At 43.7% G+C, this 24,819-nt stretch carries 18 protein-coding genes and 2 tRNA genes; 9 read left to right on the plus strand and 11 right to left on the minus strand.

The annotated features are described in order from the left end of the window. Nucleotides 1-93: 93 nt before the first annotated feature. Nucleotides 94-1,827, minus strand: coding sequence for an IlvD/Edd family dehydratase (locus B2863_RS12725; protein ID WP_198328241.1), 1,734 nt, complete (start codon nucleotides 1,825-1,827; stop codon nucleotides 94-96). A gap of 216 nt (nucleotides 1,828-2,043) precedes the next feature. On the opposite strand from B2863_RS12725, the gene B2863_RS12730 reads away from it, so the two are divergent. The 3 genes from B2863_RS12730 to B2863_RS12740 are packed head-to-tail and all read left to right on the plus strand — an operon-like array spanning nucleotide 2,044 to nucleotide 5,946. After that, complete coding sequence (locus B2863_RS12730) at nucleotides 2,044-3,351, plus strand: MFS transporter (RefSeq protein WP_296211265.1); 1,308 nt, start codon at nucleotides 2,044-2,046, stop codon at nucleotides 3,349-3,351. An 11-nt stretch (nucleotides 3,352-3,362) separates the two neighbouring features. Then, nucleotides 3,363-4,361 carry an AraD1 family protein gene (gene araD1 / locus B2863_RS12735; RefSeq protein WP_296211267.1) on the plus strand — a complete coding sequence of 333 codons (999 nt, stop codon included), beginning with the start codon at nucleotides 3,363-3,365 and terminating at the stop codon, nucleotides 4,359-4,361. Between the two features lie 10 nt (nucleotides 4,362-4,371). Then, on the plus strand, nucleotides 4,372-5,946 hold the full coding sequence (locus B2863_RS12740; protein WP_296211268.1) for an aldehyde dehydrogenase (NADP(+)): 1,575 nt from the start codon (nucleotides 4,372-4,374) through the stop codon (nucleotides 5,944-5,946). An 849-nt stretch (nucleotides 5,947-6,795) separates the two neighbouring features. Here the strand turns inward: B2863_RS12740 and B2863_RS12745 are convergent. Both B2863_RS12745 and B2863_RS12750 read right to left on the minus strand, forming a co-directional pair. Next, nucleotides 6,796-8,112, minus strand: coding sequence for a DUF3100 domain-containing protein (locus tag B2863_RS12745; protein ID WP_296211270.1), 1,317 nt, complete (start codon nucleotides 8,110-8,112; stop codon nucleotides 6,796-6,798). Between the two features lie 78 nt (nucleotides 8,113-8,190). Then, entirely contained in the window at nucleotides 8,191-9,354 is a 1,164-nt protein-coding gene (locus B2863_RS12750; protein ID WP_296211271.1) for a M20 aminoacylase family protein, read from the minus strand. Nucleotides 9,355-9,925: 571 nt separating this feature from the next. Between B2863_RS12750 and B2863_RS12755 the strand changes: the two genes are divergently transcribed. Beyond that, on the plus strand, nucleotides 9,926-10,645 hold the full coding sequence (locus tag B2863_RS12755; protein WP_296211273.1) for a hypothetical protein: 720 nt from the start codon (nucleotides 9,926-9,928) through the stop codon (nucleotides 10,643-10,645). A 95-nt stretch (nucleotides 10,646-10,740) separates the two neighbouring features. Here the strand turns inward: B2863_RS12755 and B2863_RS12760 are convergent, their stop codons facing one another. From B2863_RS12760 to rsmH, 8 genes are all read right to left on the minus strand, one after another. Further along, nucleotides 10,741-11,037, minus strand: coding sequence for a hypothetical protein (locus tag B2863_RS12760; RefSeq protein WP_296211276.1), 297 nt, complete (start codon nucleotides 11,035-11,037; stop codon nucleotides 10,741-10,743). Between the two features lie 379 nt (nucleotides 11,038-11,416). Next, nucleotides 11,417-12,364 (minus strand): putative RNA methyltransferase, encoded by a 948-nt coding sequence (locus tag B2863_RS12765; protein WP_296211277.1) that lies wholly within the window; start codon nucleotides 12,362-12,364, stop codon nucleotides 11,417-11,419. Nucleotides 12,365-12,503: 139 nt separating this feature from the next. Continuing rightward, entirely contained in the window at nucleotides 12,504-13,622 is a 1,119-nt protein-coding gene (gene mraY / locus B2863_RS12770) for a phospho-N-acetylmuramoyl-pentapeptide-transferase (RefSeq protein WP_101205970.1), read from the minus strand. 3 nt (nucleotides 13,623-13,625) lie between these two features. Further along, on the minus strand, nucleotides 13,626-15,074 hold the full coding sequence (locus B2863_RS12775) for a UDP-N-acetylmuramoyl-tripeptide--D-alanyl-D-alanine ligase (RefSeq protein WP_296211279.1): 1,449 nt from the start codon (nucleotides 15,072-15,074) through the stop codon (nucleotides 13,626-13,628). Nucleotides 15,075-15,156: 82 nt separating this feature from the next. Next, nucleotides 15,157-16,872: a UDP-N-acetylmuramoyl-L-alanyl-D-glutamate--2,6-diaminopimelate ligase gene (locus tag B2863_RS12780; RefSeq protein WP_296211280.1), complete on the minus strand. Its 1,716-nt coding sequence runs from the start codon at nucleotides 16,870-16,872 to the stop codon at nucleotides 15,157-15,159. A 66-nt stretch (nucleotides 16,873-16,938) separates the two neighbouring features. Next, nucleotides 16,939-19,029, minus strand: a complete 2,091-nt coding sequence (locus tag B2863_RS12785; RefSeq protein WP_296211282.1) for a peptidoglycan D,D-transpeptidase FtsI family protein — start codon at nucleotides 19,027-19,029, stop codon at nucleotides 16,939-16,941. Next, nucleotides 19,026-19,508, minus strand: a complete 483-nt coding sequence (gene ftsL / locus B2863_RS12790; protein WP_296211284.1) for a cell division protein FtsL — start codon at nucleotides 19,506-19,508, stop codon at nucleotides 19,026-19,028. Before ftsL ends, B2863_RS12785 begins: the two co-directional genes overlap by 4 nt. Nucleotides 19,509-19,937: 429 nt before the next feature. Continuing rightward, nucleotides 19,938-20,939 (minus strand): 16S rRNA (cytosine(1402)-N(4))-methyltransferase RsmH, encoded by a 1,002-nt coding sequence (gene rsmH, locus B2863_RS12795; RefSeq protein WP_296211324.1) that lies wholly within the window; start codon nucleotides 20,937-20,939, stop codon nucleotides 19,938-19,940. Between the two features lie 397 nt (nucleotides 20,940-21,336). Between rsmH and gltX the strand changes: the two genes are divergently transcribed. The 5 genes from gltX (at nucleotide 21,337) to B2863_RS12820 (ending at nucleotide 24,756) form a co-directional block, all read left to right on the plus strand. Further along, nucleotides 21,337-22,863: a glutamate--tRNA ligase gene (gltX, locus tag B2863_RS12800; protein ID WP_296211325.1), complete on the plus strand. Its 1,527-nt coding sequence runs from the start codon at nucleotides 21,337-21,339 to the stop codon at nucleotides 22,861-22,863. A 159-nt stretch (nucleotides 22,864-23,022) separates the two neighbouring features. After that, nucleotides 23,023-23,388, plus strand: coding sequence for a hypothetical protein (locus tag B2863_RS12805; RefSeq protein WP_296211286.1), 366 nt, complete (start codon nucleotides 23,023-23,025; stop codon nucleotides 23,386-23,388). Nucleotides 23,389-23,510: 122 nt separating this feature from the next. Beyond that, nucleotides 23,511-23,586: transfer RNA gene (locus B2863_RS12810), tRNA-Ala, on the plus strand. A gap of 148 nt (nucleotides 23,587-23,734) precedes the next feature. Beyond that, a tRNA-Glu gene (locus tag B2863_RS12815) sits at nucleotides 23,735-23,810 on the plus strand. 292 nt (nucleotides 23,811-24,102) lie between these two features. After that, entirely contained in the window at nucleotides 24,103-24,756 is a 654-nt protein-coding gene (locus B2863_RS12820; protein WP_296211287.1) for a LysE family translocator, read from the plus strand. The last annotated feature ends 63 nt before the right edge of the window (nucleotides 24,757-24,819 follow it).

A 24,819-nucleotide genomic window follows, 5' to 3' on the forward strand; every position in this document is an offset into this window, starting at 1 on the left:
GTTACTCATATTTGACACTAGTATGTTATACAAGACCTTATCAATTAACAAGGTCTTGTATTTTGCATAAACCAGTGCGAATATTTGAGTAAATTAGTGTGAATGACGAGGAACCTCAGAACCGCGACAGCCGACAAGAAAATCGAAATCGCAGCCTTCATCAGCTTGCAGTACATGCTTGACATAGAGTTCACGATACCCACCAATAAAGTTAGGTTTAGGTGGCTCTGGTAAACTAGCTAAGCGTTGCTGTAGCTCTTCATCGCTAACATCTAAGTGCAATTTGCCTGCATATGCATCAAGTTCAATAAAATCACCGTTTTGTACCGCAGCCAATGGCCCCCCTGCGCGGGCTTCTGGTGCCACGTGTAATACCACGCTTCCATACGCCGTACCACTCATGCGAGCATCAGAAATTCTCAGCATATCTGTGATCCCTTTTTCTAACAATTTGGGCGGCAATCCCATATTACCGACTTCAGCCATACCCGGATACCCTTTAGGTCCTGCATTTTTTAGTACCAAAATGCAAGTTTCATCGACATCCAAATTTGGATCTACAATACGTGCTTTATAGTCATCAAGGTCTTCAAACACCACGGCACGACCACGATGTTTCATCAATTCTGCTGACGCGGCGGACGGTTTGAGCACAGCTCCTTTCGGTGCTAGGTTGCCATGTAAGATACACATACCGCCATCTTTACTCAGTGGATTGTCCACTTGACGGATGACTTCATCATTATAGATAGGCGAGCTTTTGCAATTCTCCCAAATGCTTTGTCCATTCACAGTCAGTGCTTGAGGATGTGGTAGCAGATTGTGCTCACCCATACGGCGCAGTACCGCAGGTAAGCCACCGCTATAATAAAATTCTTCCATCAAAAATCGACCTGATGGCTGCAAATCAACAATGGTAGGCATACCGCGACCAACACGATTCCAATCCTCTAGCTCTAAATCAACACCAATACGCCCAGCAATGGCTTTTAAATGAATGACAGCATTGGTTGAACCGCCAATTGCGGCATTGACTTTAATCGCATTTTCAAACGCTTCTTTGGTTAAAATTTTGGATAACGTCAGATCTTCTTTGACCATATCGACAATACGCATACCTGATAAGTGCGCCAAAACATAACGCCGCGAATCCACTGCTGGAATAGCGGCATTGTGCGGTAAAGAAGTACCTAGTGCTTCAGCCATACAAGCCATTGTAGAGGCCGTACCCATCGTATTACACGTACCCGCTGAGCGCGACATGCCCGATTCTGCAGATAAAAATTCATTGAGATCAATTTTGCCAGCTTTTAGCTCTTCGTGCATTTGCCAGACGATGGTGCCAGCGCCAATATCTTTTCCTTTATGTTTGCCGTTTAGCATGGGCCCACCTGTGACGACAATTGCAGGAACATCACAACTGGCTGCGCCCATTAATAAGGCGGGTGTGGTTTTATCACAGCCTGTTAACAGCACGACACCATCCATAGGGTTACCGCGAATCGCTTCTTCTACATCCATACTTGCCAAATTACGCGTCAGCATCGCCGTTGGACGTAGGTTGGATTCCCCGTTGGAGAAAACAGGGAATTCAACAGGATAACCACCCGCTTCTAAAATTCCTTTTTTCACATGCTCAGCAATTTTGCGAAAATGTGCATTACAAGGTGTCAGTTCTGACCAAGTATTACAAATACCAATAATGGGTCTGCCATCAAACTCATGATCTGGAATGCCTTGATTCTTCATCCAACTACGGTACATAAATCCATTTTTATCAGCTGTTCCAAACCAAGCTGTTGAACGTAGTGGCTTCTTTTTTGACATGTCTATATCCTTATATAGTATTACTATTTAAACAATAATAATCAAAATACACTAAAATCTATCTTTTTAAAAGGGTTGATATTTAAATAGTATTACTATATTTTAGTTAAAGCTTTTACACATTATTCCAGTTATCTACTGATAACGCATTTAATTACAGATAATTTCTCTTTGGCGTGGTGCTTGAGAATTACCACATGGAACGTGGAGTCGGATATGGATTTCGAAAAGAACGTTATACGAAAAGTGACCTACAAATTAATCCCTGCATTGATTTTGCTTTATGTGGTCGCTTATATTGATCGCGGTGCAGTCGGCTTTGCCCATCTACATATGGGCGCTGATGTTGGTATAGGTGACGCTGCTTATGGATTTGGCGCAGGCTTATTCTTTATTGGTTACTTCATGTTTGAAGTGCCAAGTAACTTACTTTTAGCCAAGTTTGGGGCGCGTAAGTGGTTCACTCGCATTTTATTGACATGGGGTTTGATTACCATGGCGATGGCGCTCATACAAGGCCCTAAGAGCTTTTACGCACTTAGGTTCTTGCTCGGTGTTGCTGAGGCAGGTTTTTTTCCTGGTGTCTTATATCTGATTACCCAATGGTTCCCAGTCCGTCACCGCGGAAAAATCATGGGGATGTTCGTTCTATCGCAGCCTATTGCAATGGTAATTGCAGGCCCGTTATCTGGTGCTTTACTAGGTATGGATGGGATGGCAAACATGCATGGCTGGCAGTGGTTGTTTATAGCCGTCGGCTTACCTGCTGTTCTCTTGGCTCTACCGACTTATTTGTATTTGCCAGATGATATCAAAACCGCCAACTGGTTAACCGCAGAGCAAAAAAACTGGCTGCAAAGTGAATTGGTTAAAGATGAATCTGAGTATGAGCAAACAAGGCATGCCAATCCTTTACATGCGTTAAAAGACAAACGTGTATTACTTCTTGCACTGTATTACCTGCCTGTTACCTTGAGTATTTATGGCTTAAATTTATGGCTACCCACTATTATCAAGCAGTTTGGTGGTGGCAGCGATTTACGAGTTGGCTTTTTATCGAGTATTCCTTATCTTTTTGGTGTCGTCGGACTTTTAATTATTCCGCGCAGTAGTGACCGTTTAAATGATCGTTATGGGCATCTTGGTTTTCTTTATGCGGTAGGTGCTTTTGCCATGTTCTTAAGTGCTTGGCTCACCTCTCCTGTCTTGCAGTTAGTTGCCCTATCTACTGTCGCTTTTTGCTTGTTTTCAACAACGGCTGTTTTTTGGACACTGCCAGGCCGTTTCTTAACAGGCAGTAGTGCGGCAGCTGGTATTGCGTTGATCAACTCTGTAGGTAACTTGGGCGGTTATTTGGGACCTTATGGTATTGGCTTATTAAAGGAATACACGGGTCACATGGCAGCAGGCTTATATTTTCTCTCTATGGTTATGGTATTTGGTTTGATTCTGACCTATTTCGTCTATGCCAAATTTGAAAAAAAGAAATCTGAAAAAACAACCGTTAGCGAACAAGCGTATTAAGGACATTGATTATGAATATCATTCAATTTGAAACCCAAGACCGTCACCGTGCGGTTGGCATTGTCGAAAATAACACTGTCAAACCAGTCAAACAGGTTGGAACAGTTCGAGACTTAGCATTAATGGCGATTAAAAATAAATTAAGTCTAGAGCAACAGATCGAACAGTTAGGCTTTTCCTCTGAGAACTATGACTATGCACAACTACTAGACAACTTACAGGTACTTCCGCCTTTGGATCATCCAGATACCGCACATTGTTTTGTCTCAGGGACGGGTTTGACCCATCTAGGCTCCGCCGCTACTCGTGACAAAATGCACCAACAGAACGTGGCTGATACTGCCTCAGTAACCGACACCATGCGTATATTTCAATTGGGTATTGAAAAAGGAAAACCTGCTGACGGTGAGGTGGGCGCACAACCTGAGTGGTTCTATAAAGGCGACGGCTCCATTGTGGTTCGTCCTGGTGCTGATCTGCCGCTACCTAATTTTGCAGAAGATGGTGGCGAAGAACCTGAAATTGCAGGTCTGTATGTGATCGGTCCAGACTCAAAACCCTATCGAATTGGATTTGCTATGGGCAATGAATTTTCTGATCACATCATGGAACGTCGCAACTATTTATATCTTGCCCATTCCAAATTACGTTTCTGTAGTTATGGTCCAGAGCTACGTACAGGTGAGCTTCCGAAATATTTAGTGGGTACCAGTCGCTTGCGCCGTGATGGTGACGTGATTTGGGAAAAAGAATTTTTATCCGGTGAAGACAATATGTGTCATAGCCTAACCAATCTTGAATACCACCATTTTAAATATCAGCAGTTCTTAAAACCGGGTGACGTACACATTCATTATTTTGGTACGGCGACGCTGTCATTTGCAGATGGCATGCAAACCCAAGTCGGTGATGAATTTGAGATTGAGATGAAAGAATTTGGTCATTCTTTAAAAAATAAGATTGCACATACTCAACCTGAACTATCCATTGGTTCAGTTAAAACACTCTAAGGAGAATACTATGATTATCGGACATAATTTTATTGCAGGTCAGCGCAGCGCGCTTGGCAGCAAAGTCTTACAAAGCGTTAATGCTAGCACTGGAGAACCTTTGGCTTATGAGTTTCATCAAGCGACTGAAGAAGAGGTCAATAAGGCCTGCGAAGCCGCGAGTGAAGCCTTTAAAAGCTATCGTAATACGTCACCTGAACAGCGCGCGTTATTTCTAGAAGCGATTGCCGATGAGCTAGATGCACTAGGGCAAGACTTTCTTGACAATATTTCACAAGAGACCGCGCTACCGCTTGCACGCTTACAAGGCGAGCGTGGTCGTACCAGTGGTCAAATGCGTTTATTTGCTAAAGTGCTACGCCGCGGTGACTATTTAGGGGCTCGTATCGATACGGCACTGCCTGAGCGTGAGCCCATGCCACGTGTAGATTTACGTCAAGTAAAGATAGGCGTCGGTCCGATTGCTGTGTTTGGAGCCAGTAACTTTCCCTTAGCTTTTTCAACAGCAGGCGGTGATACTGCCTCTGCTTTAGCGGCAGGGTGTCCTGTCGTTGTCAAAGCGCATAGTGGACATATGGTAACGGCGGATCAAGTAGCACAAGCGATTGATAGAGCTGTTACAAGCACTAGTATGCCTAAAGGCGTGTTTAGTATGCTTTATGGCAGTGGTGTCGGTGAAACGCTAGTAAAACACCCGTTGATTCAAGCGGTTGGTTTTACAGGTTCGCTAAAAGGTGGTCAAGCCTTAGGCGCTATGGCAGCCGCTCGCCCCAACCCTATTCCAGTATTTGCAGAAATGAGCAGTATAAATCCTATGCTCATGCTGCCAGCTGCCCTAAAAAATCGTGGTGATAGCATTGCTCAAGATTTAGCAGATTCTGTCGTGATGGGATGTGGACAGTTTTGCACCAACCCTGGTTTAATCATTGGGATTAAATCACCTGAATACAGTCGATTTCTTGAAAAATTGATAACTATTATCGATGACAAACCTGCACAAACCATGTTGAATGCAGGTACGTTAGAAAGCTACTCATTGGGTCTAGAAGATTTAATGGGGCATGAAGGGTTCCAACATTTAGCGGGCCAGCCTCAACAAGGGGATCAAGCTCAACCGCAGTTGTTTAAAGCAGATGTGGAATTACTGCTGGCAGGCAACCAGTTACTACAGGAAGAGATTTTTGGTCCTGCGACGATAGTCATTGAAGTCAAAGACAAAGCGCAGCTGATTCAAGCACTAAGTAGCATGAACGGCCAGTTAACGGCAACTTTAATCGCAGATGAAGCAGATTTTGATGGATTCTCAGATGTTGTACCTGTATTAGAAGAGAAGGCCGGACGCTTACTATTAAACGGTTATCCAACAGGTGTAGAAGTCTGTGAGGCAATGGTTCATGGCGGACCTTATCCGGCAACGTCTGATGCACGTGGCACTTCGGTCGGAACGCTGGCAATTGACCGTTATCTACGCCCTGTGTGTTATCAAAACTATCCTCAAAGCTTATTACCAGAAGCATTGAAGGATGAGAATCCATTCAATATTCTGAGATTGCTTAACGGTGAGATAACTCGAAACAAAATCTAATGCAAATAAAAAGAGACCATTAACTGGTCTCTTTTTTTGTTTCACTCGATAAAATATTCATACTAATAACCCATGCTAAAATCTAAACATTCCCAAAAACACTTGCAACTCACAGTTGCAATATGGATCTCAATCGCATAAAGTAATTTTGTAGTTCAAGAATAACTTAAAAGGTGATGCAAACATTAGAAGATCAAATAACTCATTTGGCCCTCCTCTTTAGCTGATAAAAAATTGCATCGACTTAGATTTTCGAAGTCGAGTATCACCTGTTCGATGACAAATGAAATAAACTGAAGCAGAAGATGATTTTTTACTGATAATATATATTTGAGACTAAATAAGATTTTAGAAATATTTAGTCTCAAATATTTGTGAGAAAAATCTTATTACTTGTCTTGCCTTCAATACTGCGTCGCTGTTGGTCTATATGCTGGTCTAACATAATTATTTATTATAAAAAATATAATTAAATCAAATACTTATTATATTAGTTCGAATTCCTCCTTCACCGCCAATCTTATTTTGCGTAAGCAAAGCCTTTGTTTTTCTATCTTATTCTACCCTTCTCTAAATATTTTTTGACAGTTTAACAGTAAGACTTTCAGTCTATACTTATCCTATACTTCTGTTTAACCTTGATTTCGTGTGCTGAATGAATCTAATAACTATATATCTAGTCAAACAACACATTATTTGACCAAACTAAAAATTTCTTACCATGGGCTGAGAGTAACTCATACAAGGGTTATAAACCAAGATAACTATATGCCCTGCTGTAGGATAAAAAACAAAAACCCCAGTTGATCAACTGGGGTTTTTTACTATCTTCAAATACTAACCTAGCTTTTAGAGCATAGCTTGCGCAATCATCGCTGATCCGATAAACGTACCTGTAAAGGTTAATACCGCAACAATGGCAATTTTAAAGCCAGACTTCTTAAACAAATCGACTTCCATTTGCGAGATGGCAAAACCAGCATAAGCAAGGACTGGCGTTAATAATTGCAGAACGCCTAGTTTGGCGGTTTCTTCCAAAACATAAGCATTAAATGGAAACTGTGGTAGAGAGATTAAAATAGCTACAATAGATATCCAAGCAATCGCCGGTACATTGACTGGGATAAATCGCTTTAACAGCATGCCGATCACGCAACATGCAAATAAAATGAGCATGGCAGGTAATGCTACTAATGGATTTACATCTTGCCCTACCCAATTGCTTAGTAGCAAGACCACACAAATCACAGCTAATAAAATAAAAGACTGCATGATTGACAGACTGGCAGGCTCTTCCATGACTGCATCGAGATTGGTTTCTGACGTAGCGACTGTCTGCTGGCTCTTCTTAAATTTACTGACTACTTTATACAAAAACTCTGTAAAAGGCAGTGCCACAAATAAACTAACAAATAAACCAGTGGCATACGTTAACAGGTTAGAAGTGGCGGCAAATGCAGTAATAGTTTCTGCTTGGGCAGGAACCGTCTCTGCCAATGCTGCTGAACAAGCACCCATCATACTACCGCTACCAATACCGCATGCCATAGCAAGTGCGCGTACATCCATGATATCCATCGAAGCAATGATACCTGCCATTAGTGAGAAGTAAATTGCACCAAACAACGTACCCATGACATAGACACCCATCACACCGATGCCTTCTGGACTTTGTAAGCCGTATTTATCAGCAATCAAAGCAACGTTAGGTTCACGAGCAACGGAGTGCGTGGCACCGATAGCTTCTCGGCCCATGCCAAAGACAAGCACTGCAACCGGTAGCGCAATCAAAACGGTCGCTACATTACCTAACTCTTGCAATAGTAGTGCTGGACCAGCAGCGATGATTTCTTCGATATTGGGACCAACACCAACACCGAATTTGGCGATAAAAGGCATAATACTTAACAGAATGGCATAACTGGCAAACTTGGCGCGTTTTTTGGTTATAACCGCTTTCATCGAAGGCACGACATTGGGATTTAATAAAATCGCAAAGATGAAAGCATAAAGTAATGGCAGTAACACCAAAATGCCAATACCGATAGGGATTTTTATAATACCTATCCATTCTGCTAATAACGATACCGCAATCACTAATAAATGCAGTTTCCAATCAAGCAGGTGCTTTGTCATAGTAGGTGACAGCACGCTATTGTTGTTCATATGAATTCCCTTTGAGTATGATGATGACTCTATTGATTGAACTTGGTCTGTTGAGTTTTATCTGTCGATAATAAAATTTTATTCAGCGCTCTTTGGTAACCCCGACTCAACCAAAGAAACCCATACCTTGATACCGGTCTCGATAGCATCATCATTGAAATCATAAGAGGCATTGTGCAGTGGCTTAGAAGGTATGCTGCCATCAACGCCCAACCAAAAATAGGCGCTTTTAACTACCTGACTCATAAATGAGAAGTCTTCAGAAGCCATAGAAGGTTCTACATCGGTATTGACTTTATCAACGCCCAACGCCTTAGTAGCCGCTTCTTTAATCTCAAGGTAAGCCTGACTGTCGTTGGTGGTTACTGGATAACGAATGTGGTAATCCATCTCGCCTTTGACACCATATAAAGGCGGCAGAGTGGCGACCATTTCTGTGAGCATCTCTTGCATAGATTGGCGCACATCCATATCAAAGCTACGAACCGTGCCTTTTAAGATGGCAACATCTGGAATCACGTTGGTGGTATCGCCGCTGTTCATTTGCGTCACGCTGATAACGCCAGACTGCAATGGCGAGACGCGGCGAGAGATAATAGATTGAATATTGGTGATTAGTGCAGCACCTGCGGCTATAGGGTCAGCACCCAAATGCGGCATGGCAGCATGCGTGCCTTTACCCGTCAATGTAATCTCAAAAGTATCAAAAGAAGCCATCATAGGACCATTGTTTACAGCGATTTCCCCCACTGGCAACCCAGGCCAGTTATGCAAGCCATAAACGGCATCCATCGGAAATTTATCAAATAAGCCATCATCAATCATGGCTTTGGCGCCGCCTAACACTTCCTCTGCAGGCTGAAAAACAAAGTGAATGGTGCCACTAAACTCTTTATGTTGACTTAAGTGTTTTGCCGCTCCTAGCAGAACAGAGGTATGACCATCGTGACCACAGGCGTGCATACAGTTTGCATGGGTAGATTTGTGATCAACGTCGTTTTGTTCTGCAATTGGCAACGCGTCAATATCGGCTCTTATACCGATAGTAGGGCCTACACCATTCTTCAAAGTGCCAACCACACCAGTGCCACCCAAGCCTTGATGGACTTCAATACCAAAAGATTGTAATTTATCTACGATGAATGAAGAGGTCTTAAATTCTTTGAATCCAAGCTCAGGCTGGCTATGAATCTGTTTGCGCCATTGTTTGACTTCATCTAATAATGCTTCATTAACTGACATTTATTTTTCCCTTTGAGAGTATGTATTGATATACCGACGTTGGCATTGATACGCGCTATCAACTTTTGGACAGCGAAAAACCATCTAATCTTTTTGCACTTTTTTATTTTTACCAATAAATAAGCCACTTAAAGTGGCTTATTTATGACGTACTAGAGATATGTTTTCTTGAACAGCTATTGTAACCTATTTTCACGCATTCGAATAAAGCCGAGTCGTATTAGCAAGCTTCGTCTTTATCTCTTTTTGAATAGATTTTTTACAGTGGTGCAGATTACAAGCATTTTTTCAGTCGTGTTTGGCCATATGAAATTACCGTTAAATGATTCGATATTCTATTACGATTCGTTTTATTATCAGCTTAATTTTATCCCTAAACCTTTATGCTAAAAGGCTTTTAGTTTTCCTGTGGCGCTTAATCTAGCTTTATATCTATATTTACCATCATTGCTATACCGTACAAAAATGTAATAACAGTAAGGTCACTGATACTCGGCAGATGCCATTGTCCAAAAATTGGATTATAGTAGATATCGGTAGTATTTATTTAAATAAACTAAAGGATACAACGATGAAAACACTAGGAATGTGTATCGTAGCAGGACTCGGGTTGAGTGCTTGCGCGACTGGCATGGGCGGCACGGCAACAGGTAATACCAGTCAAAGTAATAGCTCTGATAAAGTGGTCACTCAATACCCAGTTGAGACTGCCCTACTCAATATCTATACCAAACAACGTAGTGAAAAATTGGTCGCTACTGTCGGCGGACAAAACGTAGCCGCAGATATTCAAATCACCCCTAAAGGCAGCATGCGCTTTAATAATAAAATGGTACAAGGCGCAGAAGTCAGCACAATCAACACAGTGAATCAGCAGATCACGGATCAGTCAGTCGCTATCAATTACTTTACGCTAAATCCCTTGGTGTTCCATGGTTTTACGGATAGTACGGGTGAGTATTCAATCGCTAACCAAACGACGAGTATCCCTAAAATGGCTACTGTAGGCGACTCAAGTCAGCTTATCACTGAAAACGTATATGCTGACAGCAGTATGCGTCAGAAAACCGCTACCTATAAGCAGGACTGGTCGCTCACACAAGATACAAATAACACGGCGTGGCTCTGTATAGAAACCTCAGGCAATCTACTTTTGACTTCTGGTGCTGCAGGTACGTCTTCAGAATGCTATAAAATCAATGCCAAAGGCGATGTTTTGAGTAGTAAAGTCACACTCACTCAGCCTAATAAAAGCGGCATATCCAAATCAATGACGTTTATCAGTCAGTAGCATTTGCTCAATTAGTAACGATCAATAGTGTCATATAAGAACAAAAAAAATAGCGCCTAATTAAGGCGCTATTTTTGGATTCTAGGATTGTATTTTTATGAGCGACGATCATGGTTATTTTTATCATGACCGTTTTTGTCGTGGCTGTTTTTAGCATGGACATTTTTAGCTGTTGTTTTGTGCTTAGCAGCCACTACGTTCGCTTTGTGATGTGACTTGGCTGCCTTAGCTTTGGCCTGCTTATAGTTATTACTCGCTTTATTGTTGCTGTGCTTTTGTTGCTGTACTTGAGCTGAATGATGCTTATCAAAATTAGGTGCAGCATTGGCTTGACCGACCATCGACAAACAAGCAGTAGCGGCTAAAATCGAGCTAACTAGTATCTTTTTCATCATTTTATTCCTTTGAATTCATATTTAGAGTAGCTATAGATAATTCACTTAGTGTTAAATGAACTATCGTGATAAAGCTTTACTCTATCGACAAAGAGAATGATAAATGATTCTAGTATTAAGTAGATTTATGAAACTTGAAGAAAGGTTGCGATTGTTACGAGGGCATACGCGATCAAAGGAATGTTAGGTGTTGGCGTAATGTTTGGTTAAATGACAGACTATTTACGATTCATCGGTAAGCATCGTAGAAAGGGTATTTATAAAAACGCGAATGACTAGCTGATTGTTGAAGAATGCAAATACGGAAACGGTGAAGTTGCTGGCTAATATTTAAAACGAGCATAGCAATACTCCATACTGCTATGCTCTAAATGTGCTAAACAGACGTTTTCTGCAAAATATAAACCACAAACTTCGCCTCTGTGCTAAATGCTGCTGTTTCTACGGCAGCCAATAGTACTTGCCTTTTTTCGCTGCGGGCACGGTACGCATAAGGTGTCATCGTCATCAAATCAGCCAAATCCTCTGCGGATAACGTTAGCTCTGTACTGACACGGCAGGTCTCAACCAACGTAAAATATGGTGCCAATTCTTGCAAAAATTTATCAGAATCATGCTCACGTACATCATCAAATAGCGCATCACGCATCGTTGCCAAATGCCCGACATCAGGCTTGGCAATGATCAGATAGCCACCATACATCAACACATTATCAAACGCCTCGGGCAAGATAGGGCTAAAAATACTGCTAATACCCGTCATACTGTGCGGGCGTAATGGTAAATGTGCAGCACTGGTCACTAATGGATAGACCGCTGTCGTTTTGGCAGTATCTTCTTGGCGCGGCTGATACCATAGACGACCTGCTAGTTTACTGACTTTGGCCAGCTCAACCACTGCAGGCTTACTGATGTCAGCGGCTATCAGCGTGTCTATAACCTTCAACCCCATTTGTGCCATTGCCTGCGTGTAATAGCCTTCTCCGCAGCCAATATCAAGCCAACTGACTGGCTTGCTATCTTGCTCGTTTATAAACTCATCGTTAGACAGCAACTCTGTCATTTTTTGACTAATTAGTTTTTGGAGCGGTGCATAGTGCCCATGATTCAAAAACCGTTTACGCGCATCGATAGACTCTTGGCTATCCCCAGGTGCTTTGGACTTTTTTTGTTGTACTGGCAGCAGGTTGACATAGCCTTGACGCGCTACATCAAAAGGATGCGAAATTTGCTTAGGGTGCAAACTACCATCACAGCGCCAAGTATCTGCGGCAAGCTGTAGTGATGACTGACAAAGTGGACAAATAAATAACGACACGGGCATCTCAAAGTGATAGCAATATGCTTCGCATTTTAACAAAATTCATGGGTCTTGAGCGACAAAAAGCCGTCTCAATAATAATTGAGACGGCTTTTTGGAGTTTTGCAAATTGATAGCTATATAGATATTCGGCTGTTATAGCTTAACGCAGCTTTAGCGTCATTAACCCGAGGATGACAAGAATAATAGCAATAATCCAAAATCTCGCCACCACTTGTGTTTCTTTCCAGCCAATTTCTTCGAAATGATGATGCAGCGGTGCCATACGGAAGACGCGTTTTTTGCGTAGTTTGTACGAGCCAACTTGCAACATAACTGATAGCGCTTCGGCGACAAACAAACCACCCATAATCGCAAAGGCAATCTCTTGACGGGTCATTACGGCGATAGTACCCAGCATTGCACCCAATGCTAGCGCGCCAACATCACCCATAAATACTTGTGCTGGATGCGCGTTGAACCATAAGAAACCAAGGCCTGCTCCGACCATTGAACCGCAGACGATGATGACTTCGGAGTTATAAGGAATATAAGGCACATGCAAGTAATCAGCAAAGCGTACATCGCCTGATACATAGGCCATCGCGCCCAAACCTGCAGCGACGAGAACGACTGGCAAAATCGCCAAACCATCCAAACCATCGGTTAGATTGACTGCGTTAGAAGCACCATTAATCACAAAATAGGTAAAGATGATGAAGCCAATACCAAATGGCACTGCTGAAAATGGAATCATCCAGTCTTTGAATACTGGCAATAGCAAATCTTGCATCTCACGCGTGGTGTTGATATCGGGTTGTAATGTGGCGATATAATACAAAGACACACCGACAAATAACGCACCCATAGACAACCAAAAGTACTTTTTGCGAGCGATTAAGCCTTTTGGATCTTTGTACTTAATTTTTAGCCAATCATCAGCCCAACCTACGGCGCCGAAGATAACCATAACCACGAGCAAAATCCAAACATAGGGATTGTTCAATCGTGCCCACAGCAGCGTCGATATGCCAATCGCACTTAGGATCAATACCCCGCCCATGGTTGGTGTACCAGTCTTGGCCAAATGCGATTGAGGCCCATCATTACGAATGGCCTGACCATATTTGAGCGAACGCAAGTGCCGAATGACACGGCCACCAAACATCATGCTAAATACAAGGGCGGTAACAACTGCAAGCAATGCTCGTAGTGTCAACGAAGAAACCGCAGAAAACGGCGTATAATACTGGCCAAGCCAGCCGAACAACCAAACTAACACCGCCTACTCCTCTACTAGCGCATGAATAAGTGTTTCCATTCCCATGGAACGAGAGCCTTTGAATAACACAGTACAAGGCTTAGCTTGTTGCGCTTGCAAATACGGCTGTAAATACTGTAATAAACTGTCTTTGTCGGCAAAAGCATGAGCACTGATATCAGACACCTCTTGCGCACCTGCAACGGTATAAGGGGCATATTCGCCAACACAAAGCAGCACATTGATACCTGTGGTCGCGATAGTACGGCCCAAGCTTTGATGTTCACTAATAGCAGCCTCTCCTAGCTCACCGATATCGCCCAGCACCATGACCTGCGTACCTGTTTGCGCGGCCAATACTTTGGCGGCGGCACGTACCGAATGAGGGTTGGCATTATAAGTATCATCAATAAGACGATGCATACCAAGTATCTGGCTATTTAGACGACCTTTAGCAGGACGCGCATTTTCGAGCCCAATGACGATGTCGCTCACCTCAATATTCAGCGCATGTGCACAGGCAGCAGCGGCCAAGGCATTATTGACATTGTGCTCACCTGCCAATGGCAAGTTGATATCATGGACTTGGTTACCGATATGTAGCTTAAATTCGCTACGTTCAGGCTCTACGTCTAGATGGCTTGCGCTTACATCCGTATTACCAAAGCCAATCACATGTGAGGTGTGCTTTTCAGCGATACGACGCAACTGATTGGTAAAGTCATCCTTATCAGGAACAATCGCAAACTGCGCGTCCGTCAACGTATGGTAAATCTCTGCTTTGGTCTGGCAGATGCCTTCACGGCTACCAAACTCACCCAAATGCGCTGTACCGATGTTTAAGATACAGGCCACATCAGGCTGAACAATTTCAGTCGTATAAGCAATCTCGCCAATATGGTTTGCGCCCAACTCTAAAATAGCATAACGATGATGGTCTGATAGCTCAAGCAACATCATTGGTACACCCAAATCGTTATTGAGGTTACCACGAGTGATTAAGGTCGGTGCCAATCTACCAAAGATACTGCCTAGCATTTCTTTGCAGGTGGTCTTGCCACTAGAGCCCGTAATAGCAATCACGGTTAAATCTGTATGCTGCTGACGACGATATGCTGCCAATTGACCTAGCGCCAAACGGGTATCGCTGACTACCAATTGCGGAATAGCATTTGGGCCGGACAACGAAATAGGACGCGAGACGACAGCGGCAACAGCGCCTTTTGATATTGCTGTTTCGATATAATCGTGACCATCGAAATTATCGCCGCTTAACGACAAAAATATATCACCTGGCTTTATCGTGCGGGTATCAGTGGCTATACGCTTACTGGCTAAGGCCGTCTGTTCTGCTGTATGGCCTTGTGGTAGTTGCCAATGCCCATCGAGCGACGTGGTCGCTGCGAGCATATTGTCCATTTGCCAGACATAGAGCCCTTGCGTCTGGGCAGTATTATCGGTGTCGGCTGTCATAATGATTACCTTATATGATGACTACTTAATTTTTATATTTAATGATCAATTCTTACTAATGCATGCATCGCGAGCCAATCAATTACACACGGCCAGCTTGATTCAATGCCTGCTGCAAAACAACACTGTCATCGAAATCATAGCGAACGTTGTTAATCTCTTGATAGGTCTCATGACCTTTGCCTGCGATGACAACGATATCATCTACACCTGAGTGACTAACTGCATATTCAATGGCCGTCTGACGGGCAGGCTCGATATGGGTTCGTTGATATTGCTCAGCGGTCATACCAGCCTGCATATCTTGCAAAATCATATTAGGGTCTTCGGTGCGTGGATTATCCGCGGTCAAAACAACTTGATCAGCACCTGCTAGACCTGCTTGCGCCATCAATGGTCGCTTGCCTGCATCACGATCTCCGCCGCAACCAAATACTGCCCAAAGCTGACCTTTACAGTGGGTCTTTAAGCTTGCCAGCACTTGGCTTAGCGCATCTGGAGTATGCGCATAATCAACGATGAAGCAGCCATCATCTGACGGTACGCGCTGCATACGCCCAACCGCACCTTGCAACTGTGCAACAGCAGGCGCAATACGCTCGATATTCATAGCCAAGTCAACATCGAGTGCTACGACAGCTGCTATCGCTGCGAGCAAATTGGCAACATTGAAGCGACCTAATAATGGACTAACAACCTCTATGCTGTCAGCTTTGTCATCGCCAAAATTAGTACGCAGATTTATTTTGACGCCTTGCAGACTTGGTATGATATCAGCGGCAACAAAAGTAGCAGTTTTTGATGAATCCAAACTGTATGTCCATACCGTCAAACCGCTGGCGTTTGCCGTATCTAACATAACCTGAGCGTGCTCATCATCAATATTAATAATGGCATGGGTCAAATTTGGAAAATGGGCTTTATCAAACAGCTTGGCTTTGGCAGCGGCATATTCTGCCATATCAGCATGGTAATCTAAATGGTCACGGCTCAAATTGGTATAAATCGCCACAGTGACTGGCATACCTTGTAGACGTTGCTGGTCCAATCCGTGAGAGCTGGCCTCTAATGCCAATATTTCTGCCTGCTCTGTCCCCATTTGATATAGAAACTGTTGGACAGCTAAAGCATCGCCTGTGGTATGACTGGCTTGCACTAGAGCGCCAAGTCTACCATTACCTGCCGTACCCATGACCGCGCTACTCTGGCCCATCAACTGAGTAAGCTGTGCCACTAATTGACTGATGGTTGTTTTGCCATTCGTACCAGTCACCGCAACCACGGTCGGTAGAGTCACTGGCTGCTGATATTGCAGGCGCGCTTGAATTAAGCTACCCAAAAAGTCGCGAATGTTAGGAACGTATAATACAGGGCATGGTAATGCTGCTAGTTGCTGCTGTGCATTAGCAATACTATCTGTCTTAGGTTCACTACTGGTATTTGAGAGATTTGTTGCTTCGCTAAGCAAAATACTAGGGTCAATCTCTGAGAGAATAAACGCGGCTTGCTCAGCGGCTTGCAGTAGATAATCGCGACTTTTTTGAGGGTTGGCTGTTTGACTTTTTAAAAGGACAAATACGTCATTCGCATCCAATTGGCGATTGTCTAAGCGAAATTGTTGAAACGGAATATGGGCAATAGACTGAGCTTGACCTGAACATACCTGATTGGATGCTTCCTGAATCGATGCTGCTATCATCACTGTAAGCTGCTCAGCCAGTTTTTGCTGCTGGCTTTTATTAGCATCTATAAGCCGTTGTAAAGTAACAGTAGCGCTATCTAGCGATGATATAGTCATAGATAAATCCTAAACAGTTAAAACGTGTCAGCTCAGTAGAACTGGACATTTAAAATAATTGAACGCTTACTGCGCTTCCGTTTTTAGTGGCTTATCCAAAGGCACATTATACAATCGCAATGCTTCTTTCATCACATTATGAAAAACAGGTGCGACTGTGAGACCAGCATAAATCTGACCACGTGGGTCTTCGATAAGCATTACGCCTACCAGCTTTGGATTAGATGCAGGTGCCATACCAGCAAAGACATTACGATACTGATCCGTATAGTAACCACCTGCTGGGTTGATACGGCGCGAAGTGCCCGTCTTACCTGCCACGCGATAGCCATCAATAGCGGCGGCTTTTGCCGTACCACCAGGCTCTGTAACGCTTTCGAGCATTTGCACGATAGACATCGCTTGCTCATGCGCCATAATGCGTTTACTTGGCTGGGGTTTGTCAGTTTTGGTCAAGGTCAATGGATGCATGACCCCGCCTGCCGCCAACGCTGAATAAGCCTGCGCCACCTGCGCTAGCGTCGCTTCCATACCATAACCATAACTGATCGTTGCACGACGTGAGGTCTCTTTTTCTTCTGGCGTCACGACTAGCCCACTACCTTCTCCTGGGAACTGTAACGGAGTCTTCGAGCCAAAGCCAAACTGTCGTTGCATATTGGTGATGGCATCGGGCGGTAGCGACAATGCAATTTTGGTGGAGGCAACGTTACTAGACTTCTGTAATAGCGTGGCCATGTTAATCATGCCCAAGTTGTTATGATCTCGAATGGTATAGCCACGTACGCGAATCGAACCAGGATTGGTATCAATCAAGGTCGTTGGCGTATATTTACCCGAGTCTAGCGCCGCTGCAACAGTAAACGGTTTCATCACCGAACCTGGCTCAAACACATCTAGCAGTGCGCGGTTACGCTGGTTTTCACCCGTCATCTCGTTAAGGTTGTTCGAGTTAAACGACGGCCATGTTGATAGTGCCAGCACTTCACCAGTTTGCACATCAACAATCATACCCGTTGACCAACGTGCTTTTTGCAAACGCCCAGCTTTTTCTAGCTCTTTATATAGCAAATACTGTAAGCGCGAATCAATCGTCAATGCCACATCTTTGCCGGGTACTTCTGGCTCAATCTGCTTAATTTCTTTTAGGCTGTTTTGTTTGGCGTCTTTTAGAACCAGTACTTTTCCGTCATCACCCGCCAGATCTTTTTCATACTGACGCTCAATACCAGCACGGCCTTCGTAACCGCCTTCAGGATCTTTAGCGTTCTGACCCATAAAGCCCAGCAGCTGTGCATTAGACTGTGGCTGCGGATAATAACGTTGAAAGAAATTCTTTTCATAGACACCAGGGAAATCAAGCGAGCTGACGCTTTGGGCAATCTCAGGTGTAACCTTATTAAGCAATGGCAAATAGTGCGATCCTGCGCCAGATGGCAAAGCTGCTTTTACGGCTTTCTCATCGGTCACATCGATACTGTCATCAATAGCAGTGACTTTTTTCAAATCATCGACCGAGATATTGGCAGCAGCGGCTAGCTTGGTCAGGTCCATATTATCTAGACGCTTTTGCATACGCGCCTGTAATTGTGGACTGCTAGGGTTGGTAATGATAATGCGCTTTAGCTCATAGTATTCACGCGAATAATCATGCGGACTAAACGAAACCGTTGCAAGCGGCGCGCTGACCGCAAGCGGTAGATTATTACGATCAGTAATCATACCGCGATAAGATTTTTGAGTGCGCTCACTGGTAATGAGCTCATTGCCTTTGTCTTGATAAAACTGTGCATTAGCAACCTGAATATAATAGGCGCGACTAATCAGTAGCGCTAATATGACCAGCGCTAGACCCCAGACCATACGAAAACGGTTTTTGTCTTGTTCAAAACCGCCAAGAGCAGAAGCACCTGATGCTTTGCTCGAAAAAACCATTTTACTTTTGCGGTTTTTTACACTGGTATAAGCGCCTTGGGTGTCGCTTTTTTTGATGCGTCCGAACAATTTTGCCTTACGATTGCTTGCAGCTTTATCGGGCTTGCTGCTCGTCTGACCAGATTTAGCCGCACTGGCTCGGCGGAGAGGTTTGGTTACCTTGCCGCTGGCTGGTTTTTTGCTGGTGTTTTTTGCGGTGGATTTAGACTTTTTCTCACTCATTGTCCTGCCTCCGTCGCTGATTCTTCAGGAGAGATGTCGGTAGAGGCACGTGGCCCAATAACGTCATTCATATCTTCATCTGAGTCTTCCATAACCACTGGCACCAATGCCGTTGCTACACCAGGCTGGATAATCAGCTTATCCTTTAATGTTGGCGAATACATACCCAATTCGGCAACCGCTCGACTGGCAATCTGCGGTGTGGCGCTAAAGGTTTGCTGCTCAATCAATAGACGCTGATGCTCTACTTGTAGCTTACGTTCTTGTTTTTTCATGTCTTGCAAGGTTTTGTAGTCCTGATGATATTGCTGAACTTCTTCGGCAGTTTTGATACCACTCCATACAATCGTGGCTGCCAATAGCAGTAGCACGACCACATAAATGCTCACCACATTAAACCGGCGCACGAATAGCTCGCCGACATCGGTATTATAAGGTGTAGCAGTGCGGCGATTCGCAGGTTTGTCAGATATTGCCATGACGATCTCAAAAAGGTGAACGTAAACGATAGAGTAGATAACGGATTGCGAAAGATGAACGTGTCATTATTCGGTCATACCATCGATAAATATAAAACCAAAGACACTTATAAATGTAAAAACTAAACCTAAAAAACCGAACATAGAAAATATATTCGATAGCTAATATATTTAGGAGCCATAAATCATTACAACTTATGGCTATCAATATGTCATACCAAAACCAAACACGTTGCATGGCTATACTACATATAAAGCCATACAACTATCATGCAGATAAAAACCAACTGCTGAGCCTAACAGACAATATTTACAGATTTTTAACAGTGGCGTAGCCATTAGGACATTTGCGCATCATTTAGACAAGTATTAGCAATCTTAGACTACTCAATAATCATATTCGACTATGACTTGCGGCGTCATGTTGTTCTATGATGTTGTTGTCTGCTCATAAGTTGTGTCAGTACGCGTTGCCATACGCAGCCATGCACTACGCGCGCGCGGATTCTGACTCGTCTCAGCTTTACTTGGGCCAACACGTTTTGGCTTGCTAAAATAGCGCGGGCGATTTGGCGGCATTGGCAGGTTTTCGTCTTCTGGATACTGCCCTTTACTATGTCGCTGCAAAAACTGCTTGATACGGCGATCTTCTAATGAGTGAAAACTAATGACCGCTAACTGCCCACCTGACTTTAAGATAGGAATGCTTTGCGCTAAAAAGTCGTCAACATCGCCCAGCTCATTATTAATAAAAATACGCATGGCCTGAAAGCTTTGTGTGGCTGGATGTTTACCGCGTTGCCAGTTGGGATGCGCTACTTTAATCACTTCTGCCAACTCAAGCGTAGACTCGTAGCTCTCCATCTGTTTGATAGCTCGTGCAATACGGCGACTGTGACGCTCTTCGCCAAACTCATAAAGCACATTGGCCAACGTTTCATCATCGACTTTTTCAAGCCATTCCGCAACTGACTGGCCACGACTGGTATCCATACGCATGTCTACTGCCCCGTCGCGCATAAAGCTAAAGCCGCGACTACCATCATCAATCTGCGGTGATGAAATGCCCAAATCTGCCATCAAGCCATCAACTTCACTGATGCCCATAGCAGCCAGACTGTCGGTCAACGTCGCAAAACTATCGTGAACCACATGCACACGGCTGTCTTTGCTTGCCAGCTCTTGCGCCACGCTGATGGCTGTCGGATCTTTGTCAAAGACAATCAGTGTTGCATCATCGGCAAGTTGACTTAATAGCAGTCGGCTATGGCCGCCACGGCCAAAAGTCGCATCAACGTAGATGCCACTTATATTTAAGCTATTTTGGTCACCTTCTGTTTGCTTAGGCAAGGATTTTACGCCGAGCACCGCAGCGACAGTCTCTTGCAGCAGCACCGCATCATGGACAAAACTTAATTCATCAGACGTGATATCGCCCTCATGACTGGCGTGAGTAACATCCAGATCGACATCTTGCGTAGACGCATCCTTTATAGCAAAAGGACTAGACACTGACTCAGAGAGATCAGCGGCGGCAGAAGGACTGGCTTTCGATTTTGGCTTAGACTTTGATAGGGACACAAACAACTCAATAGATGACGACCATACTGGCCAGTAATTGGATGAAAATAAACAAGTTATGACTTGCCTAGCATTATTATCGCAAGGATACACGGCTAGTCAAGCACTAGAAGGGCTTTTCATTAAAAATATCACATGTCTCTGTTATACTAGCGCTATATTTTACGCTATTTCTTAACATCGACTTCATATCTTTCATCGCTATTTATACTGATAGCTTATATCGATAGCAAACTTTGAGACTTTTATCATGCAAACCTCTACTGACAGCACGCGCCCTGTGCGTACGCGTATCGCCCCATCACCAACTGGCTTTCCACACGTAGGTACTGCCTATATTGCCCTGTTTAACTTGGCTTTTGCCAAAGCTCACGGTGGCGAATTCATTTTACGTATCGAAGATACCGACCAGACGCGCTCGACTGAGCAATCAGAACAAATGATTTTGGACGCTTTACGTTGGGTTGGTCTAGATTGGAGCGAGGGCCCAGATATTGGCGGCCCACACGCTCCTTATCGTCAGAGCGAGCGTAGCGATATCTACAAAAAACACGCTGAGATACTCATAGAAAAAGACCATGCGTTCCGCTGTTTTTGTACCAGTGAAGAGTTAGACGCTATGCGCGCTGAGCAAATGGCCAATGGCGAGACCCCTCGTTATGATGGTCGCTGTGCTCATCTTGCACCAGAAAAGACCGAGCAATTGGTAAGCGAGGGCAAGCCACACGTGACTCGTATGCGTGTACCGGCCGAAGGCACTTGTCAGGTACAAGACATGCTGCGCGGTACGGTTGAGTTCCCTTGGACCCAAGTCGACATGCAAGTACTGCTAAAAACAGACGGCATGCCAACCTATCATCTCGCCAACGTCGTTGATGACCACTTGATGGAAATCACCCATGTGATGCGCGGTGAAGAGTGGCTGAACTCTGCACCTAAGCATCAACTGCTTTATGATTATTTTGGTTGGGAAATGCCAACGCTTTGCCACATGCCGCTACTGCGTAACCCTGATAAATCAAAACTGTCTAAGCGTAAAAACCCAACCTCTATCACCTACTATCGTGATGCAGGCGTGCTACCTGAAGCGCTGCTAAACTATCTCGGTCGTATGGGCTACTCAATGCCTAATGATGCCGAGCAGTTTACGCTAGAAGAAATGATTGCCAGCTTTGATATTCAGCGTGTGTCGCTTGGCGGCCCTATCTTCGATATCGAGAAGCTAAACTGGCTCAATGCAGAATGGCTACGTGCGCTTAGCCCTGAAGAATTAAAGAATAAAATCCTTGAGTGGGCCAGTAACAGTGACAAACTGACTGCTATCGCAGCCGCGATTCAGCCACGTATTGAGCTATTGTCTGATGCGGTTAATTGGGGTGGTTTCTACTTCCAAAACCTACCTGACATCAACGCTGAAAGCTTCACACATAAATCGCTCACCCCTGAGCAAATTATTGAGATGCTACAATTAGCGCTTTGGCAGTTAGAAGTCTTACCAACGTGGTCAGAAGAAAACATCTATGCCACGCTAAAAGGCCTTGCTGCTCACCTTGATATCAAGATGCGTGACTTTATGGCGCCGTTCTTTATCGCGATCGCTGGTAGTACCTCATCGACGCCAGTCATGAACTCTATGGCGATTATCGGTGCTGATATGACCTTGACTCGCTTGCGCCATGCAGTTGATGTATTAGGCGGTCTTGGCAAAAAGAAACTGAAAAAACTTGAGAAACAAGCGACAGAATTGCCAGATTTCTTAGCTGCTGCTGAGTAGTTTAGAAACTGAATAACTTATCTGCTAAACAGTTAATTAGCGAAACTTGTCGAATGTAAAAGGGTCAGGCCATCTCTGGCCCTTTTTTCGTTGTTAATCAGTACAATTACCCTCGTACTATTAAACGTCTTTCGTTAAATATTTTAATTGGAAATAAATATGGCCGCCAAAACCGTCACGATAGAAAGCAAAGACTACGTCTTTAACACCCTAAAAGAAGCACAGAAATACTATGATGCCATCGTAAAGGAGCTTTTTGATGCAACTTTGACCCTGACCAAGGGCCAAGACTTCGAAGATTTAAAATGGATATACAGCACTTACTGTAGTTACACCAAGCATAATCTAGATAAATTGGGCGAATATGACATCATTGGCGTCAAAGGCATAAGAACGATCCGAGAAAAAGGCGGTCAATATATACCAACTGAATGCTGTGCGATTATTTTTTCTGATGGTAGCGAAGAAGAGCTTTATACCGATAAAGCCATCAAAGAGATCGCGCTGAAGCAAAATCCACGCTAATTTGGACTTATTGAGACTTTAAAATAGGCTAAATCGCTTTTTTTTGCATATTTATGAATTATTTTTAAAATAGTTGTTGACAAGACTGCCGCTCTTACATAAAATACGCACACTCTTAGCGAGGGGCTATAGCTCAGTTGGTAGAGCACTTGCATGGCATGCAAGGGGTCAACGGTTCGACTCCGTTTAGCTCCACCATACTTATTTATAGCAACGCTCAGTATTACTGAAACGTAATAATAAATACTCGCTAGTAGGACGATATCAGCACCTAGGCAATGCTTATTTAATAAGCTATCTGATATTGTGAAGTACCGTTGTAACCACTGGTTATAACACTCTATGCGTCCCCATCGTCTAGAGGCCTAGGACACCGCCCTTTCACGGCGGTAACGGGGGTTCGAATCCCCCTGGGGACGCCACTATTCGGCGTCACTTATTAGCACTTTTGCTTAGCATCAGATTAGACTAATAAGCGAACAATAAAAAAGCCCAGTCATCATACGGTGACTGGGCTTTTTTATATCTGTCATTTCTCAAAATCCTCTATTCTATTGTCGTTAGCTTATTATTAATAGCTGCTAGCTTAGTGTTGATAGCGCTATTGCCAACCTATCTAATACTCGTTAATATCGATCTGACAAGCATATTTACAAAGCGTACCTATCTACTATACATGATGGGGCCTAGCGTGATTAAAGGGAAGTGATTGCTATGTTTGGTATCGAGAATTATCTAGGGTTTATTTTAGCGGCTATTTTGTTAAACCTAACGCCAGGTACAGATAGCATGTACATCATCACCCGTAGTGTCTCACAGGGGCAAACAGCAGGGGTTTATTCTGTTCTTGGCATTACTTCGGGTATTTTGGTACATACATTATTGGCGGCGCTAGGATTGTCCGTATTGCTTGCCAATTCCCCTACCGCTTTTATGATTGTTAAATATATTGGGGCCAGCTATTTGTGCTATTTGGGTCTAAAAATGCTGCTAAGCAAAAACTCGAACTCAGTAACGAACCATTTGTCCAAAGATCAGAACGTGACTAGCCGAAAGGCTGTAGATGGTTGGCAAATATATAAGCAAGGTGTGTTGACCAATACTTTTAACCCAAAAGTCGCTTTATTCTTCTTGGCGTTCTTCCCTCAGTTTATCGACGCTAGTTATGCTTATGGCATGCTGTCATTTTTGATGTTGGGACTGACTTTTGCCATCACAGGCTTTATATGGTGCTTGAGTTTGGCACTGCTGGCGTCAAAGTTCAGCAAAAAACTAAGAGAGAATCCAAAAGTTGAATCCATGATGAATAAAATAAGTGGTGTCGTATTTATGGGGCTAGGAATTAAGCTGTTGACTGAAAAGGCTTGAATAGTAAAGTAACAAGCAGAAAAAACGTCTTCCATAGAAAAGCCCAATCCCCTACTTTGACGG

The organism is Psychrobacter sp. UBA3480, assembly GCF_002377945.1.
GTDB lineage: Bacteria > Pseudomonadota > Gammaproteobacteria > Pseudomonadales > Moraxellaceae > Psychrobacter.